The 14,212-nt window shown below is 63.2% G+C and carries 19 protein-coding genes; 9 read left to right on the top strand and 10 right to left on the bottom strand.

What is annotated here, in order from left to right; genetic code table 11:
- Positions 1 to 104: 104 nt before the first annotated feature.
- Together NKI22_RS25770 and NKI22_RS25765 are read left to right on the top strand one after the other, a co-directional pair.
- On the top strand, positions 105 to 911 hold the full coding sequence (locus NKI22_RS25770) for an undecaprenyl-diphosphate phosphatase (protein WP_023718827.1): 807 nt from the start codon (positions 105 to 107) through the stop codon (positions 909 to 911).
- 94 nt (positions 912 to 1,005) lie between these two features.
- On the top strand, positions 1,006 to 2,241 hold the full coding sequence (locus NKI22_RS25765) for a flavin-containing monooxygenase (protein ID WP_352592275.1): 1,236 nt from the start codon (positions 1,006 to 1,008) through the stop codon (positions 2,239 to 2,241).
- A gap of 115 nt (positions 2,242 to 2,356) precedes the next feature.
- Here NKI22_RS25765 and NKI22_RS25760 read toward each other — a convergent pair whose 3' ends face one another.
- The 5 genes from NKI22_RS25760 to rsmI all read right to left on the bottom strand — a co-directional run bounded on the left by NKI22_RS25760 (position 2,357) and on the right by rsmI (position 5,214).
- Positions 2,357 to 2,593 carry a metallothionein gene (locus NKI22_RS25760; protein WP_254817997.1) on the bottom strand — a complete coding sequence of 79 codons (237 nt, stop codon included), beginning with the start codon at positions 2,591 to 2,593 and terminating at the stop codon, positions 2,357 to 2,359.
- A gap of 87 nt (positions 2,594 to 2,680) precedes the next feature.
- A complete protein-coding gene (locus NKI22_RS25755) occupies positions 2,681 to 3,400 on the bottom strand; it encodes a Rossmann-fold NAD(P)-binding domain-containing protein (protein WP_352959148.1) in 720 nt (239 codons plus the stop codon).
- Positions 3,354 to 3,623, bottom strand: a complete 270-nt coding sequence (locus NKI22_RS25750; RefSeq protein ID WP_352959144.1) for an NAD-dependent epimerase/dehydratase family protein — start codon at positions 3,621 to 3,623, stop codon at positions 3,354 to 3,356. The genes NKI22_RS25755 and NKI22_RS25750 overlap by 47 nt, the downstream gene beginning before the upstream one ends.
- 294 nt (positions 3,624 to 3,917) lie before the next feature.
- Complete coding sequence (locus NKI22_RS25745) at positions 3,918 to 4,295, bottom strand: YraN family protein (RefSeq protein ID WP_023718831.1); 378 nt, start codon at positions 4,293 to 4,295, stop codon at positions 3,918 to 3,920.
- Entirely contained in the window at positions 4,288 to 5,214 is a 927-nt protein-coding gene (gene rsmI / locus NKI22_RS25740) for a 16S rRNA (cytidine(1402)-2'-O)-methyltransferase (RefSeq protein WP_352495438.1), read from the bottom strand. The genes NKI22_RS25745 and rsmI overlap by 8 nt, the downstream gene beginning before the upstream one ends.
- Before the next feature lie 175 nt (positions 5,215 to 5,389).
- Here rsmI and NKI22_RS25735 point away from each other — a divergent pair, with 175 nt between their 5' ends.
- Both NKI22_RS25735 and NKI22_RS25730 read left to right on the top strand, forming a co-directional pair.
- Entirely contained in the window at positions 5,390 to 5,572 is a 183-nt protein-coding gene (locus NKI22_RS25735) for a hypothetical protein (protein WP_352815889.1), read from the top strand.
- A gap of 7 nt (positions 5,573 to 5,579) precedes the next feature.
- On the top strand, positions 5,580 to 5,768 hold the full coding sequence (locus tag NKI22_RS25730; protein WP_023718834.1) for a hypothetical protein: 189 nt from the start codon (positions 5,580 to 5,582) through the stop codon (positions 5,766 to 5,768).
- A gap of 190 nt (positions 5,769 to 5,958) precedes the next feature.
- On the opposite strand, the gene NKI22_RS25725 is transcribed toward NKI22_RS25730, so the two are convergent.
- Genes NKI22_RS25725 through rph form a run of 5 tightly spaced genes read right to left on the bottom strand, consistent with a single transcriptional unit; the run spans position 5,959 to position 9,267 of the window.
- The gene (locus NKI22_RS25725; RefSeq protein ID WP_352815887.1) at positions 5,959 to 6,279 is read right to left on the bottom strand and encodes a low molecular weight protein tyrosine phosphatase family protein; all 321 of its coding nucleotides are present in this window, start codon (positions 6,277 to 6,279) and stop codon (positions 5,959 to 5,961) included.
- Positions 6,280 to 6,284: 5 nt separating this feature from the next.
- The gene (gene hemW, locus NKI22_RS25720) at positions 6,285 to 7,448 is read right to left on the bottom strand and encodes a radical SAM family heme chaperone HemW (protein WP_023718836.1); all 1,164 of its coding nucleotides are present in this window, start codon (positions 7,446 to 7,448) and stop codon (positions 6,285 to 6,287) included.
- Positions 7,445 to 8,107, bottom strand: a complete 663-nt coding sequence (rdgB, locus tag NKI22_RS25715; protein WP_352815885.1) for an RdgB/HAM1 family non-canonical purine NTP pyrophosphatase — start codon at positions 8,105 to 8,107, stop codon at positions 7,445 to 7,447. The genes hemW and rdgB overlap by 4 nt, the downstream gene beginning before the upstream one ends.
- A complete protein-coding gene (locus tag NKI22_RS25710; protein WP_023718838.1) occupies positions 8,107 to 8,517 on the bottom strand; it encodes a VOC family protein in 411 nt (136 codons plus the stop codon). The genes rdgB and NKI22_RS25710 overlap by 1 nt, the downstream gene beginning before the upstream one ends.
- 33 nt (positions 8,518 to 8,550) lie before the next feature.
- On the bottom strand, positions 8,551 to 9,267 hold the full coding sequence (rph, locus tag NKI22_RS25705) for a ribonuclease PH (RefSeq protein ID WP_023718839.1): 717 nt from the start codon (positions 9,265 to 9,267) through the stop codon (positions 8,551 to 8,553).
- A gap of 132 nt (positions 9,268 to 9,399) precedes the next feature.
- Between rph and hrcA the strand changes: the two genes are divergently transcribed.
- The 5 genes from hrcA (at position 9,400) to cysK (ending at position 14,047) form a co-directional block, all read left to right on the top strand.
- A complete protein-coding gene (gene hrcA / locus NKI22_RS25700) occupies positions 9,400 to 10,512 on the top strand; it encodes a heat-inducible transcriptional repressor HrcA (RefSeq protein WP_352481369.1) in 1,113 nt (370 codons plus the stop codon).
- 33 nt (positions 10,513 to 10,545) lie between these two features.
- Positions 10,546 to 10,743 carry a hypothetical protein gene (locus NKI22_RS25695; protein ID WP_023718841.1) on the top strand — a complete coding sequence of 66 codons (198 nt, stop codon included), beginning with the start codon at positions 10,546 to 10,548 and terminating at the stop codon, positions 10,741 to 10,743.
- A 101-nt stretch (positions 10,744 to 10,844) separates the two neighbouring features.
- Positions 10,845 to 12,197 carry a PQQ-dependent sugar dehydrogenase gene (locus NKI22_RS25690; RefSeq protein WP_352592301.1) on the top strand — a complete coding sequence of 451 codons (1,353 nt, stop codon included), beginning with the start codon at positions 10,845 to 10,847 and terminating at the stop codon, positions 12,195 to 12,197.
- Positions 12,198 to 12,284: 87 nt separating this feature from the next.
- A complete protein-coding gene (locus NKI22_RS25685) occupies positions 12,285 to 12,902 on the top strand; it encodes a LysE family translocator (protein ID WP_352495441.1) in 618 nt (205 codons plus the stop codon).
- Positions 12,903 to 13,066: 164 nt separating this feature from the next.
- On the top strand, positions 13,067 to 14,047 hold the full coding sequence (cysK, locus tag NKI22_RS25680) for a cysteine synthase A (RefSeq protein WP_023718844.1): 981 nt from the start codon (positions 13,067 to 13,069) through the stop codon (positions 14,045 to 14,047).
- Positions 14,048 to 14,212 lie beyond the last annotated feature (165 nt).

The raw sequence follows: 14,212 nt of genomic DNA, 5'->3' as shown, positions 1-14,212 counted from the left end.
CGCCCGATTCAGGGGCTGTCAGGGTGCTGCGACCTATAGGGGGAGTTCCGCGCCGTGACAAGCAAGCCGTTTTCTCAAGCCCTCCCTCCAACGCCGAGGTTGCCATGGAAAGCCAGACCGTCGTCGAAGCGCTGCTGCTCGGCATGCTCGAGGGCCTGACCGAGTTTATTCCGGTGTCTTCGACCGGTCATATCCTGCTCGCCGGCCATTTCCTCGGCTTTCATTCGACCGGCAAGGCCTTCGAGATCCTGATCCAGCTCGGCGCCATATTGGCGATCCTCAGCGTCTATTTCCACCGGCTCTGGAAGATGCTGCTCGAACTGCCATACGATCGGCTGACGCGGCATTTCGTCCTTGGCATTCTCATCGCGTTCCTGCCGGCGGCCGTCGTCGGCGCGCTGGCGCATGATTTCATCAAGACGGTGCTGTTCGAATCGCCGCGGCTGATCTGCATCATGCTGATCATCGGCGGCGTCATCCTGCTGCTGGTCGATCGCATGAAGCCGAAGCCATATTACCACGATGTCGAGCGGTTCCCGACCAGGCTCTATCTGCAGATCGGGCTGTTCCAGTGCTTGTCGCTGATCCCCGGCACATCGCGCTCGGGTTCGACCATCGTCGGCGCGCTGCTGCTCGGGGTCGACAAACGGGCGGCGGCGGAATTCTCCTTCTTCCTTGCCATCCCGACCATGGTCGGCGCCTTCGCCTTCGACCTGTTCAAGAACCGCAATGTGCTGAGCAGTGCCGACCTGCCTATCATCGCCGTCGGCTTCGTCGCCGCCTTCGTCACCGCGCTAATCGTCGTGCGCTTCCTGCTCGACTATGTCTCGCGCCATGGCTATGCGCTGTTCGGCTGGTGGCGGCTGGTCGTGGGCATCGTCGGCCTGGCGGGGCTGGCAATCTGGGGGTGAGCCGGCGCGGATAGCGCAATCCCAGCCGGAACTCTGTTCTTGCCCGAAGCCGAGCCATACGATCTTGTGGACGTATGGTTCGCAGGGGGAATGCATGAGCGAAGTTCTTGACGCCCTCGTTATTGGCGCCGGTCCGGCGGGGCTCGGCGTCAGCTACTTCTTGAAACGGCAGGGCCGCGACCACCGTGTGCTCGATCGAGGCCGGATCGGCGAAACGTGGCGAACGCAGCGATGGAATTCGTTTCGACTGAATTCGCCGACCATTCGCTCCATCTTACCCGGTGATTCCTACGAGGGGCCGGAGCCCTGGGGCGCGATAACCCACCACGAATTTGTCGCGTATCTCGAAGGCTATGCCGAGCGGCACCGCCTGCCGGTAAGCACCCAAACTCCGGTTCAAGAGCTGACGAGAGACGATGGGATCTTTCGCGTCACTACGGCGGCTCGTGGCGTGCTTCTGGCGCGCAATGTGGTGATCGCCACCGGCGACCAGAACCGACAGGTCCGGCCACCAGGGTCGGCGGACTTGCCGGCGGCAGTTCGCCAAGTCGATTCTTCGGCTTATCGCAACCCGGCCGAGTTCGAGAATGGCGCGGTGCTGGTGGTCGGCAGCGGCCAGTCGGGCGGCCAGATCGCCGAGGATCTGGCGGTGGCCGGACGTGCGGTCTTTTTGGCGACCAGCCGCAACGGCCGTTGGGTGCGGCGCTACCGCGGGGGCAACATACTTAAATGGCTGACGCTGTCCGGTTTTCTCGACGTTCCGCGCAAGGAACTCGTCCTCCCCTCCGGCAAGCTGCAGGCCCGCGCGCTGGTCGGCGCGACCCATACAATCAGCCTGCAATCGCTGAGTGCACAGGGCGTGGTGCTGCTCGGCCGCTTCAGGGGCGTGGAGAATGGCAGCCTCGTCTTCGGCGACGAACTCGACGACCATATGCGATTTGCCGACGAGGTTTCGGCGAATGCCAAGCGCCTGGTCGACGAATACATTGAGCGCGCCGGCCTCGATGCGCCCCTGGCCGAGGATGATCCAGCCGAGACGGTTGCCCCGCGCTTGCCCGATCCTCCGATCCGCTCCCTCGACTGGACGGCGAGCGGCATCAGATCAGTGATCTGGTGCACGGGTTTCACCGGCGATTTCTCATGGGTCCGGCTTCCTGGCGCGCTCGATGCGGCCGGCCAGCCCGTCCACGAGGATGGCGTCGGCGCTGTTCCAGGTCTCTTTTTCGCCGGCCTCGATTTCGGGTCGACACGGAAATCGGGCACCATACCGGCCATTCCAGAGGAGGTGGCTGGCATTGTGGAGCGACTTGTCCAGGTGCGGCGGCCTTGACCTCGGCGCGTCTGGACCTCGGCTGGTCGTCGTCGGGCTGACAGCACTGGCCATATAGGGATGAGCCGGCGCAGTCATTCGGAATGGTCGCCCTGGAGACGCCAAAGGAGGTGCATCAAGGCGCGCGATCGGTCAGCGCGCTCGCACCTTCCTCAGCGGCGCAATGTGCGCAGCAGTAGATGATGTCATCCTGTTCGACGCCATGTCCGATGATCCGGCATCCGCAATGCGGACACGTCGGAGCAAGTTTCTGGACCGCGCATTCGAAGCTGTCGAATGTGTAGGTCTCGTCGGCCATCGTCACGTTGAAAGCCTTATCGTAGTCATTCCCGCATTGATCGCATCTGGCCATAGTTCTTTTCCTTCTTTCACGGGCTTCAAGCTCGACCAACCTGTCGCGCGGCGATAGGTTCCCGCCAGGATCAGGGGGCCGTCCTAGCTAAGGCGGAGACGAGCGCGAGCCTACGCCACGGCGCTGTTCGATCGCACGGATCACCTCGTCGATACCCCGCGGCTCGATGTCGAGTTCCTTCAGGCCAGGCACGTCGATTGCTGCCACATTGTCCTGACGCATGAGATCGACCTGGTTGCGCGTTATGGGGGCAGCCGGGAGGAGTTCCGCGACGCTAGCCAAGGCGTTCCATACCGCAAACGGCACCGGCATCAGCTTGACGTGCGTGTCGAGCTGTCGGGCGATCTCCCGAAGCAGTTCCTTATAGGTGTAGATGCGCGGGCCGCCGAATTCGAATATGGGTGAACCCTTGTGGCTTCGCCCGTCGATCAGCCTGCTCACTGCTTCCGCGACGTCGGCCACATAGACCGGCTGAAGCCGTGTGCCACCATCGCCGAACAGCGGATAGACCGGCAGGAGGCGTATCAGCCTCACAATGGTCGTGAGGAAAGCGTCGTCAGGTCCTGTCATGACGGCGGGACGCACAATGAAAGCGCCGGGAAATGCGTTTCCCACGGCAACTTCTCCGCGCCCACGTGCCCTTATATAATTCGAATCCGATTGAGGATCGGAGCCGATCCCTGAAATCTGGACGAACTGATCGATCTCGACCTTGCGCGACACGGCAGCGAGATCGGCCGCGGCTTTCACATGGACGCGTTCAAAGGTCTGGACGCCCTGCTCGACGTAAAGACTGATAGCATTCACGACCGCCTGTGATCCGGTAATGGCCGACCCAATCGAGGACGCATCCAATATCGGGCATCCTTGTAATCGAGGAAAAGACCAGGGCCACGCGAGCCGGATGGCGAGATGCGGCGCGCACCGTGAAACCCCTTTCCAGGAGCCGCGTCACGATCCTGCGCCCGAGAAAGCCAGTTCCGCCGAACACGGTGACGATCCGTTCCTGGTTGAGATCGTCAGGATCCATTTGCCTCGCCATCCCTTGTCCTCGCACGCCTGCCACGAGGACTGCCCTGATCGGCATTTGAACCAGCCCGTCGAACATCAGGACGGTTGGAGAACAACGCAGGAACGCTTTTGTTCCAGTCAGTGCTGGGCGGAGACCAGGTCGACAAACCGATCGATTGAGCGAATCCAGGTGAGCGTCGGCACATGATCCAGGCAGCAAATGGCGCTACTTGCTTGTTCCCATCGACGAGACGACAGGCAATCGAATCTGAACCGGAGATCGCGGCAAAACCGACCCCACTTCGGGAATGACCTAGTTCCCCCCGTAAAAAACGTTCTCGACATGCACCGGCCAGCGCCACGGCAATACCGCCACCATGTCGAAGCGCACCGATAATTTTCCGTAGTCGGATTGGCGCGACAGCCAGAAATCGGCCGCGCCTTCGATGCGGCGCTCCGATTCGCGGCCGACGGCCTCCATCGCCTCGATCAGCGTACGGCGTGCCTTGACCTCGACGATCAGCACCAAATCGCCACGCCGCGCGATCAGGTCGATCTCGCCAAACCTGGTACGGTGGCGGCGGGCAAGAATCCGGTAGCCCTTCAGCATCAGCGCCGCCGCCGCCAGCCATTCACCGTGATGGCCGCGCCGGTAGGCCTTTTGCCGGCTGGCGCTCCGCCGTTCAGCCATCGCGGTCTCCGCCGGCCCCGTCTCTTCCGGCATTCCTGAGGTCGAGCAGCCGTCGGTAGAGCGTCTGTTTTTGGCCACCCGTCATCTTGGCGGCTTCCGCCGCCGCCTTGGAGGCCGGCATCTCGGCCGCCAGCGAAAGCAGCAGCCGGTCGATGTCTTCAGGCTCATCAGCGACCGCATCGGCCGGGCCGACGCAGATGACGATTTCGCCCTTAGGCGTATCGGCTGCCGCGTAATGGCCGGCGAGTGACTGCAGGGTGCCGGTCCGCATCTCCTCGAAAGTCTTGGTCAGCTCGCGGCCGATCGCCGCCTTGCGGGCGCCGCCCAGCACCTCGACCATGGCACTGAGCGTCTCGGCCAGCCGGCGCGGCGATTCGAAGAAGATCAACGTTGCCGGCACCGCCTTCAGCGCTTCCAGCCGCGTCAGCCGCTGGCCGGTCTTCACCGGCAGAAAGCCGGCAAACAGAAAGGCGTCCGAAGGCAGGCCGGATGCCGTCAGAGCGGCAAGTGGCGCCGACGGTCCGGGGATCGGCACGACACGAATGCCGCGTTCCAGCGCCTCGCCAACCAGCCGGTAGCCGGGATCGGAGATGAGCGGTGTGCCGGCATCAGAGATCAGGGCTACGCTCTGCCCGGCCAGCAGTGCCGCGATCAGCTTCGGCCCGGCCTCGGCGGCATTGTGCTCGTGATAGGCGGTGGTGCGGCGGCGGATGCCGTAGCGGTCGAGCAGGACGCGCGAAACACGCGTGTCCTCGCAGGCGACGATATCTGCGGCGGCGAGCGTTTCCAGCGCGCGCAGCGTGATGTCGGCGAGATTGCCGATCGGCGTAGCCACCAGATAGAGCGCCGGCTCGAGCGGCCGGGCGGCGATCTCGGTCTGCCCGACCACATAACTGCGTTTGGCCAATTCGCCGGTCACCTGCACAACTCCGTTCGACCCTGTTTGGCACGGCTCACGCCTGGTTGCAAAAGCCTGGGTTGCAAACGCCCGGTTCCAAACGGGGTCCCGACGTGAACCGGCCGCCATGCCTTTGCCATAGTAGGGAACGAAACCGTTGCCGGCGAATTTTAACCCTGATCTCGGGAGGAGCAGGATGGACAGCCTTACGATACAGGACGTTTTCGAACCCTGTTATGCCGGCCGCAAGCGCTTCGCCGCGCCAGGCGACAAGAGCCTGCGTGGCAACGCGGATGGCGAGGCCAGGAAACCGCTCGCACGCCAGCCATTGGCAGAGAGCAAGCCCGTAACCGAAACCGACAGCACGACGGAGCACTGACCGGACGATGCCCAATCGCTTCGATATTTTCATCACCCGTCTCGAAACAAAAAGCGCCCGCGATGGCGCAGCATCACATCCCACAGGCGACCAGCATTCTGCCCCGCGCGACAAGAGCGAGATCAAGCAGACCCGCTCCGGAGAAGCGCATGCCGAGAAGGACCGCGGCAAGCGTCGTTTCAAGCACGACGCTTGATCCTCTTTTCGTCATCCTGGGACGGAGCAAGGAGCGCAGCGACGCGGCGCAGACGCCCGGATCCATGCCGTAATATTCAAGCGTTTCGACAGTTCAGAATTATTCTACCGCAGCATTCTTCGACAAGGGTAGCGGCATGGATCCTCGGGTCAAGCCCGAGGATGACGAAGGCGCAGTAGCGCGACAGCCTTCAGAGATATCGCGATACCTTCACCGCCAGCAACCGGACCAGTTCCGGGTCCATGAATTCATAGTCGTCGGGAATATCGAGGCAGATCACCCGAGCCTTCCTTAGACTGGCCCTGAATTTCTGCTGCAGTTTGCCGCGGTGCGCCTTTTCCATCACGAAGATGATATCGGCCCAGGCGACAAGTTCGTGCGTCAACGGAGTGTCGGCATCGTGATTGGTGCCGGCCGAAGCGACGTCGATGTCCCTGCGACCGGAAAACACCTGCTCCGCCGTCGGGCTGCGCAAGCGATTCTGGCTGCAGACGAAGAGAACGTTCTTCACCGGTACTATCTGGCCAGATCCGCCACGACGGCATCGAGCACGATCATGCCGGCCGGCGTGGCGCGCAGGCGGGCATTGCCGATCGGCGCCACCAGGCCTTCGTCCTGCAGCACCGACAGCCGTGCCGTCGACAGGCCGCGCCCGGAAAACGCCTCGTAGCGGGAAAGGTCGATGCCTTCCGCCAGCCTCAGCCCCATCAGCAGGAACTCGTCGGCTTCTTCCGATCGCGTTAGGATCTCGCCGCCGGTGACGCCATGGCCCTTGGCCTCGACCAGATTGGCCCAGGTCTCCGGCATTTTCTCGGCGATTGTCACCACGCGCCGCCCGCTCTCGACGAAACGGCCATGCGCGCCGGGACCGACGCCGACATATTCGCCATAGCGCCAGTAGGTGAGATTGTGCCGGCTTTCAGCGCCGGGCCTGGCGTGGTTGGAAATCTCGTAGGCCGGCAGTCCGTGCGCGGCGGTGATCTCCTGCGTCAACGCATAGAGATCGGCGGCAACATCGTTGTCTGGAATGATGAATTTCCTTGCTGCATGCAGTGCATGGAACGGCGTGCCTTCCTCGATGGTCAGCTGGTACAGCGACAGATGGTCGGCGGCGTGGCCGATCGCCTGCTCGAGTTCCGTCTGCCACGCTTCAGGCGTCTGGTCCGGCCGCGCGTAGATCAGGTCGAAGGACAACCGTGGGAAAATCTCGCGCGCCAGGCCGATCGCATGCAGGGCCTCATCGACATTGTGCAAACGGCCGAGAAAGCGCAGATCCTTGTCGTTCAGCGCCTGCACGCCAAGCGACACCCGGTTGACGCCCGCCGCGCGATAGCCGCGAAAGCGCTCGGCCTCGACCGAGGAAGGATTGGCCTCCAGCGTCACCTCGATGCCATCTGGTACCGTCCAGTTCTTCGCCACGGCATCCAGCACCGCCGCCACGGTCTGCGGCTTCATCAGCGACGGCGTACCGCCACCGAGAAAGATGCTTGTCACCTCGCGCGGCCCGGTGCGGCCGCGCATGGTCGCCAACTCGGCCTCGAAGGCGCGCGCAAAACGCTCCTGGTCGACCGGCTGGTGGCGGACATGGCTGTTGAAGTCGCAATAGGGGCACTTGGCCGCGCAGAACGGCCAGTGGATGTAGACGCCAAAACCCGGGCTGCGGTCGAGCAGCATGGTCATGCGGCGGCCAATCGGGCTTGCGCGAATTTCTGGAAGGCGCGGGCGCGGTGCGACAATGCTGTCGGCTGGCCGGGCTTCCAGCCATGTTTTTCCTCAGCGGTCATCTCGCCGAAGCTTTTTTCGAACCCGTTGGGCAAGAACACCGGGTCGTAGCCGAAGCCGAGTTCGCCGCGCGGCGGCCATACCAGCGTACCTTCGACCTCGCCGCGAAAATATTCAGCCTGGCCGTCGGGAAAGGCTAGGCAGATGACCGCGACAAAGCGGCCCTTGCGCTGAGCAGGCGCGATCGCGCCAACTTCCTGCAAGGCCACTTCCGTGCGCTGCATGGCCATGCCGAAGTCGCGGGGGCCGTCCGGCGTCTCGGCCCAGTTGGCAGTGTAGACGCCGGGTGCGCCGTCGAGCGCATCGACACATAGGCCGGAATCGTCCGACAGCGCCGGCAATCCAGTGGCCTTGGCAGCGGCCAAGGCTTTTATGAGGGCGTTCTCCTCGAAAGTGGTGCCGGTCTCGTCCGGTTCCGGCAAGCCGTACTCCTTGGCCGACTTCGCTTCTATGCCGAACGGCGCCATCAGATCGGCGAATTCGCGCAATTTGCCGGCATTGTGGCTTGCGACGACGATCTTATGCCCATCAAGCGAATGAACAGTTGGCGAATGCATCAGATGCCCCAAATTCTTGGCTCGGCGAATTCGATCGAATTGCCCGAGGGGTCGCGAATATAGATCGAGCGGCCGCCTTGCGGCCACTCGAACTCGCTTTCGATGGCGATGCTCTTTGCTTCCAGGTGCGCTTTCCAGCGCACGATCTCGTCGGCGCTTGCGGCGAAACAGAGATGGCCCTCGCCGACGGCGCCATGCGGCGGCACTGGCAGCCTGGCGTCGGCCGGCGGCGGCACTTTCGTCGCCTCGGCATTGAAGATAAGCAGCACGCCGTCGCCGCAGCGGAAGAAGAGATGCCTGCCCTCGACCTTGCCGAGCGGATCGAGCCCGAGGACGCCCGAATAGAACCGTTCCGCGGCAGCGAGATCCGTCACGTAGAGTGCTGATTCCAGGATTGCGGAAGGAGTCACAGGATCGTCACCCTCATCGTCATAACCTGAAGATCAGTCCACCGCCATCTGCTGCAGGCTGACCAGGCGCTGAATGCCTTTCTTGGCCAGCCCCATCAAGGCCGCGAACTGCTCTTCCGAGAACGGTTCGCCCTCGGCCGTGCCCTGGATCTCGACGATGCCGCCCTTGCCGGTCATGACGAAATTGGCGTCGGTTCCGGCCGAGGAATCCTCGATATAGTCAAGGTCGATGACCGGCTGACCATCATGGATGCCGCAGGAGATCGCCGCAACGTGATCCTTCAGCACCTTGCCCAGGCTCGCCATTTGGCGGGCTTCCATCCAGCGCAGGCAATCGTAAAGCGCCACCCAGCCGCCGGTGATCGAAGCGGTGCGCGTGCCGCCATCGGCCTGGATCACATCACAGTCGACGGTGATCTGCTGCTCGCCGAGCGCCTGCAGATCGACCACGGCGCGCAGGGAGCGGCCGATCAGCCGCTGGATCTCCAGCGTGCGGCCGCCTTGTTTGCCGGCCGAAGCCTCGCGGCGCATGCGCTCGCCGGTCGAACGCGGCAGCATGCCGTATTCCGCCGTCACCCAGCCCTTACCGGAGTTGCGCATCCAACCCGGCACCTTTTCCTCCAGGCTGGCCGTGCACAGCACATGCGTATCGCCGAACTTCACCAGGCACGAGCCTTCCGCATGCTTGGAGACGCCGCGCTCGAAGGAGATGGGGCGCATTTCGTCGAACTGGCGTTTGGAAGGGCGCATTCAGGCTTCTTTCTTTCTTCGGGATCTTGGCCGGCTTGTAGCCGCACGGGGCGTGAGGCGCAAAGGAAAATGGACCGGTTGCGCCGACGCCGCGGAAGTCTATATCTTCGGGCCGGAGGTTTTTGGCTCGAAATGACCAAGGCAGTCGATCCCGGTTCGCAATCGCACGTGCTCCCGTCGCACGCGCTGCAATCGCCCGCGCTTCAATCGCTCGACATGCGTTCGCGCGACATCTTCCGGCGCATCGTCGATTCTTATCTGAGGGATGGCGAGCCGGTCGGCTCGCGCAGCCTGTCGCGCATCCTGCCGTCGTCGCTATCGCCGGCCACCATCCGCAACGTGATGAGCGACCTCGAGCATCTCGGCCTGATCTATGCGCCGCATATTTCGGCCGGCCGTCTGCCGACCCAGGCTGGCCTGCGCTTCTTCGTCGATGCGTTCATGGAACTCGGTGACCTCTCCGACGAGGAGCGCCGCACCATCGAGGCGCAGGTGCGCGCCTCCGGCTCGGGCGCGACGCTGGAGCATATGCTGACCGAGGCCAGCCAGATGCTGTCCGGCATGTCGCGCGGCGCCGGCCTTGTGCTCGCCGCCAAGAACGAGGTGGCGCTGAAGCACATCGAATTCATCCAGCTCGAGCCGACCAAGGCGTTGGCCGTGCTGGTCTCGCAGAACGGCGACGTCGAAAATCGCGTCGTCGATCTGCCCGCCGGCATCACCGTCTCGCAATTGCACGAAGCCTCCAATTTCCTCAACGCCCATATTCGCGGCCGCACCCTGGCCGAAGCGCGGGTCGAGATCGCCCGCATCAAGGAAGAGACCAGGGCAGCCCTCGATACGCTTTCACAGGATCTGGTCGAGAAGGGCCTGGCGGTCTGGGCAGGCGCCGAAAGCGGGGTGCCTGGGCGGCTTATCGTGCGCGGCCGCGCCAATCTCCTGGAAAACGTCACTGCCCAGGCCGACATCGAATTGCTGCGGCATCTCTTCGAGGATCTCGAAACCCAGGACGGACTGATCCAGCTCCTCGACCTCGCCGAGGAGGGCCCGGGCGTGCGCATCTTCATCGGTTCGGAAAACAAGCTGTTTTCTCTGTCGGGCTCATCACTGGTGGTGGCACCCTATCGCGACAAGGACGCCCGCGTCGTCGGTGCGCTCGGCGTCATCGGGCCGACGCGGCTGAATTATGCGCGCATAGTACCGATGGTCGACTATACCGCGCAGCTGATTTCGCGCATGCTGCGCTAGGAGCCGCCGCGGCCTGCCGCAAGGAGAAAAAGAATGGCGCTGGAATCGTTCAAGGCCCAGATCAGCCTGCTGCTCGAAGAAATGATCAACCAGCCAGAGGATCAGCACGAGGTGCAAGAGCAGTTGCGCGAGAAGCTGCAAGAGATGCGGGCCATGGGCTTGCCGCTGCCGGCCGATCTGGTCGCGCTGGAAAAGCGCCTCGACGACGATTTCTACGCCGCCGGCAAGTGAATCGGGGTTCGGCTTCAAATCCTCGTGTGCTGGACGGCCGCTTGGAACGACCAATGCCTCATCCCGTTTGCCCTTTTCGAGGCGAATCCCGGAGGACGTTGATGATCCGATCTGGCGGCTTTGCGGCCATTGCCGCTGCTCTCCTTGTTGCGACACCGGCAGCCGCCCAGCAGGCGGATCAGAAGGTGCTCAAAGGCGAAGCCGCTTTTGGCGATTGGCACGCCGACAGGCCTGGCACCCGCCGCCTGATCGGGGCGCAAGACATGCCGCCAGCCGATCCCGCCCAATCCGCTTCGAACGGCGCCGGCGTGGCGGAACGGCCCGAAAGCGCCAAGCCAGATTTGCCGCCGGGCTTTTCGGCCGAACTGATCGCATCCGGCATCGTCAATCCGCGCGTCGTGCGCGTCGCTCCGAATGGCGACCTGTTCGTTGCCAACAGCCATGCCGACCAGATACGTGTCTACCGTCTCGCCGAGGACAGCGCCAAGCCCATCGAGAAAGCGATCTTCGCCAAGGGGCTCAGTTATCCCTACGGCATCGCCTTCTATCCGCCAGGAGACAAGCCGCAATGGGTCTATGTCGCAAACAGCGACAGCATCGTCCGCTTTCCTTATCGCGACGGCGACCTGAAGGCATCCGGCAAACCAGAAACCATTGTCGCGGAAATCCCGTCGGGTGGTCACACGACCCGCGACATCGCCTTCTCGCCGGACGGCAAGACGCTTTATCTGTCGGTTGGCTCCGCGTCGAACGTCGGCGAGGACATGGAGGAGCCGGATGATGGCTTGGACGCCTGGGTGAACTCAAAGCCGCTCGGTGCGGCCTGGGGCTCCGAGGACGGCCGTGCCGATGTGCTCGCCTTCGACCCGGATGGGAAAAATCCCCGAACTGTCGCCACCGGCCTGCGCAACTGTACGGGCATGACCGTGCAGCCCGCCACCGGCGCATTGTGGTGCGTCGTCAATGAGCGCGACGAACTCGGCGACAATGTGCCGTTCGAATTTGCAACTGCAGTCAAGGACGGCGGATTCTATGGTTGGCCTTGGTACTACATCGGCAATCACGAGGATCCGCGCCATCAGGGCGAGCGGCCCGACCTCGCCGGCAAGGCCACTGTCCCCGACGTGCTGATGCAGGCGCATTCGGCGCCGATGAACATAGCCTTCTACGACGGCAACAACTTTCCGGCGGATTATCAGGGTGACGCCTTCGTCACCATGCATGGTTCGTGGAACCGTGGCGCCAGGACCGGCTACAAGGTGGTGAGGCTCAAATTCAGGGATGGCAAGCCGACCGGCGAATATGAGGACTTCATGACCGGCCTCGTTATCTCGAACGACGCCGTCTGGGGCCGCCCGGTCGGTATCGCCATCGCCAAGGACGGCTCGCTGATCGTCACCGAGGACGGCAACGGCACCATCTGGCGCGTTACCTACGAAGACGGCCGCTCTTGAACGGCGGTGTCGCCTGCTGCGCTGGCGCAATCGAATCCGGGCCGAGGGAATTCACCCAACTTCCACATTGTGCGACAAGCGCGAATCATGACGCTCACCGGGTTCCTCGCCTATAGTGCTGCCCTCGGCATCGCCGCAGCCATCCCCGGCCCCGGCGTCACCGCGCTCGTTGCGCGAGCGCTGGGTTCGGGCTTCCGCGCGTCGCTGGCCATGTCCTTCGGGCTGATGCTCGGCGACCTGACCTATCTCACGGCCGTGGTGCTCGGCCTGGCTTTCGTCGCACAGACCTTTGGCATGGTCTTTCTGGTCATCAAATGGCTGGGCGTCGCCTACCTCGCTTTTCTTGGCTGGCGTTTCTGGACGAGCGGCATCACGCCCGAAACGGTGGAGGCGAAGAAAGGCAAGGGCGGGTTGGCATCCAGCTTTGTAGCTGGTCTCGCCGTCACGCTCGGCAATCCGAAGACGATGATCTTCTACCTCGCCATCACCCCGACCATCGTCGATCTGAAGACGATCACGCTGGTCGATTACGGCATCCTTGTCGCGCTCACCATCGTCGTCCTGCTCGTGGTGCTGGTGCCTTATCTGGCGCTCGCGGCCAAGGCGCGCTGGTTCCTGAAGTCGCCGCGGGCGCTGAGGGCACTCAATCGCACCGCCGCCGGTTTCATGATCGGGGCAGCGGCAGCTATCGCCGCCCGCCAATAGACCTCTTTCGCCAAGCCGGCCAGGAATTGTCACACCTTTCCAAGGCGGGGTATTCGGCACGAACTTCACTCGGATATTTTCGATCGACAGCCTATCTTGCGCGGCGGATGGCTCTATCTTATGCCCGCCCGACTCTTGCCGCTTGACCTCTGGGAGGAAAATCAATGAACAAACCCGCCACCCCCACACACGTGCCCGGCCGCGGCCGCATCTATAATTCGATCACCGAGACGATCGGCGACACGCCGTTGGTGCGGCTCGACAAATTCGCCAGGGAGAAGGGTGTCGTCGCCAATCTGCTGGCCAAGCTCGAATTCTTCAACCCGATCGCTTCGGTCAAGGACCGCATCGGCGTGTCGATGATCGAGGCACTGGAGGCTTCTGGGAGGATTACGCCCGGCAAGACCACGCTTATCGAGCCGACCTCGGGCAATACCGGCATCGCGCTCGCCTTTGCCGCCGCCGCCAAAGGCTACAAGCTGATCCTGACGATGCCGGAAACCATGTCGGTCGAGCGCCGCAAAATGCTGGCGCTGCTCGGCGCCGAGCTGGTGCTGACCGAAGGGCCGAAAGGCATGAAGGGCGCCATCGCCAAGGCCGACGAGCTGGCCGCGACGCTGCCCGATGCCGTCATTCCGCAACAATTCGAGAACCCGGCCAATCCGGAAATCCATCGCCGCACCACAGCCGAGGAAATCTGGAACGACACCCATGGCGAAGTCGATATCTTCGTTGCCGGCATTGGAACCGGCGGCACCATCACCGGCGTCGGCCAGGTGCTGAAGAAGCGCAAGCCCTCGGTGCATGTCGTCGCCGTCGAGCCGGAGGCCTCGCCGGTACTGTCCGGCGGCCAACCCGGCCCGCACAAGATCCAGGGCATTGGCGCCGGCTTCGCACCAAAAATCCTCGACACGACGATCTACGACGAGATCGTCAAGGTCTCGAACGAGGATTCGGTCGCCAATGCACGGCTCGTCGCCCGTCTCGAAGGTGTACCGGTCGGCATCTCGTCGGGTGCCGCCCTGCAGGCGGCGATCGTCGTCGGCTCGCGGCCGGAGAACAAGGGCAAGAACCTCGTCGTCGTCATCCCCTCCTTCGCCGAGCGCTATCTCTCCACGATCCTATTCGAGGGATTGGGTGCTTAGAGTCTGGACAGGAGTTTTTGGCCGGTTCGTAGCGATCCTTCGCGCTGCCCCTCCGGCATAAAAAGTTCTGTTTCGACGCTTCGGCGTGGACTGCTGAAAAACCACCTGTGGCGGGCGTCGTTCGCTTGAGCGGCGAGTCACTTCCATATCAAATCGTCGCTGCAC

It is taken from the genome of Mesorhizobium sp. M0778 (assembly GCF_040320105.1).
Classification (GTDB): Bacteria; Pseudomonadota; Alphaproteobacteria; order Rhizobiales; family Rhizobiaceae; genus Mesorhizobium.
This window is presented reverse-complemented; position numbering and strand designations above follow the sequence as displayed.

Excerpts from the sequence above, each read along its gene's own strand:
- rph (WP_023718839.1), bottom strand. The coding sequence starts at position 9,267 with ATGCGCCCTTCCAAACGCCAGTTCGACGAAATGCGCCCCATCTCCTTC.
- NKI22_RS25770 (WP_023718827.1), top strand. The coding sequence starts at position 105 with ATGGAAAGCCAGACCGTCGTCGAAGCGCTGCTGCTCGGCATGCTCGAG.
- NKI22_RS25695 (WP_023718841.1), top strand. The coding sequence starts at position 10,546 with ATGGCGCTGGAATCGTTCAAGGCCCAGATCAGCCTGCTGCTCGAAGAA.
- NKI22_RS25735 (WP_352815889.1), top strand. The coding sequence starts at position 5,390 with ATGGACAGCCTTACGATACAGGACGTTTTCGAACCCTGTTATGCCGGC.
- cysK (WP_023718844.1), top strand. The coding sequence starts at position 13,067 with ATGAACAAACCCGCCACCCCCACACACGTGCCCGGCCGCGGCCGCATC.
- NKI22_RS25690 (WP_352592301.1), top strand. The coding sequence starts at position 10,845 with ATGATCCGATCTGGCGGCTTTGCGGCCATTGCCGCTGCTCTCCTTGTT.
- hrcA (WP_352481369.1), top strand. The coding sequence starts at position 9,400 with ATGACCAAGGCAGTCGATCCCGGTTCGCAATCGCACGTGCTCCCGTCG.
- NKI22_RS25760 (WP_254817997.1), bottom strand. The coding sequence starts at position 2,593 with ATGGCCAGATGCGATCAATGCGGGAATGACTACGATAAGGCTTTCAAC.
- hemW (WP_023718836.1), bottom strand. The coding sequence starts at position 7,448 with ATGACCATGCTGCTCGACCGCAGCCCGGGTTTTGGCGTCTACATCCAC.
- NKI22_RS25750 (WP_352959144.1), bottom strand. The coding sequence starts at position 3,623 with ATGGATCCTGACGATCTCAACCAGGAACGGATCGTCACCGTGTTCGGC.
- NKI22_RS25685 (WP_352495441.1), top strand. The coding sequence starts at position 12,285 with ATGACGCTCACCGGGTTCCTCGCCTATAGTGCTGCCCTCGGCATCGCC.
- rdgB (WP_352815885.1), bottom strand. The coding sequence starts at position 8,107 with ATGCATTCGCCAACTGTTCATTCGCTTGATGGGCATAAGATCGTCGTC.
- NKI22_RS25730 (WP_023718834.1), top strand. The coding sequence starts at position 5,580 with ATGCCCAATCGCTTCGATATTTTCATCACCCGTCTCGAAACAAAAAGC.
- NKI22_RS25765 (WP_352592275.1), top strand. The coding sequence starts at position 1,006 with ATGAGCGAAGTTCTTGACGCCCTCGTTATTGGCGCCGGTCCGGCGGGG.
- NKI22_RS25745 (WP_023718831.1), bottom strand. The coding sequence starts at position 4,295 with ATGGCTGAACGGCGGAGCGCCAGCCGGCAAAAGGCCTACCGGCGCGGC.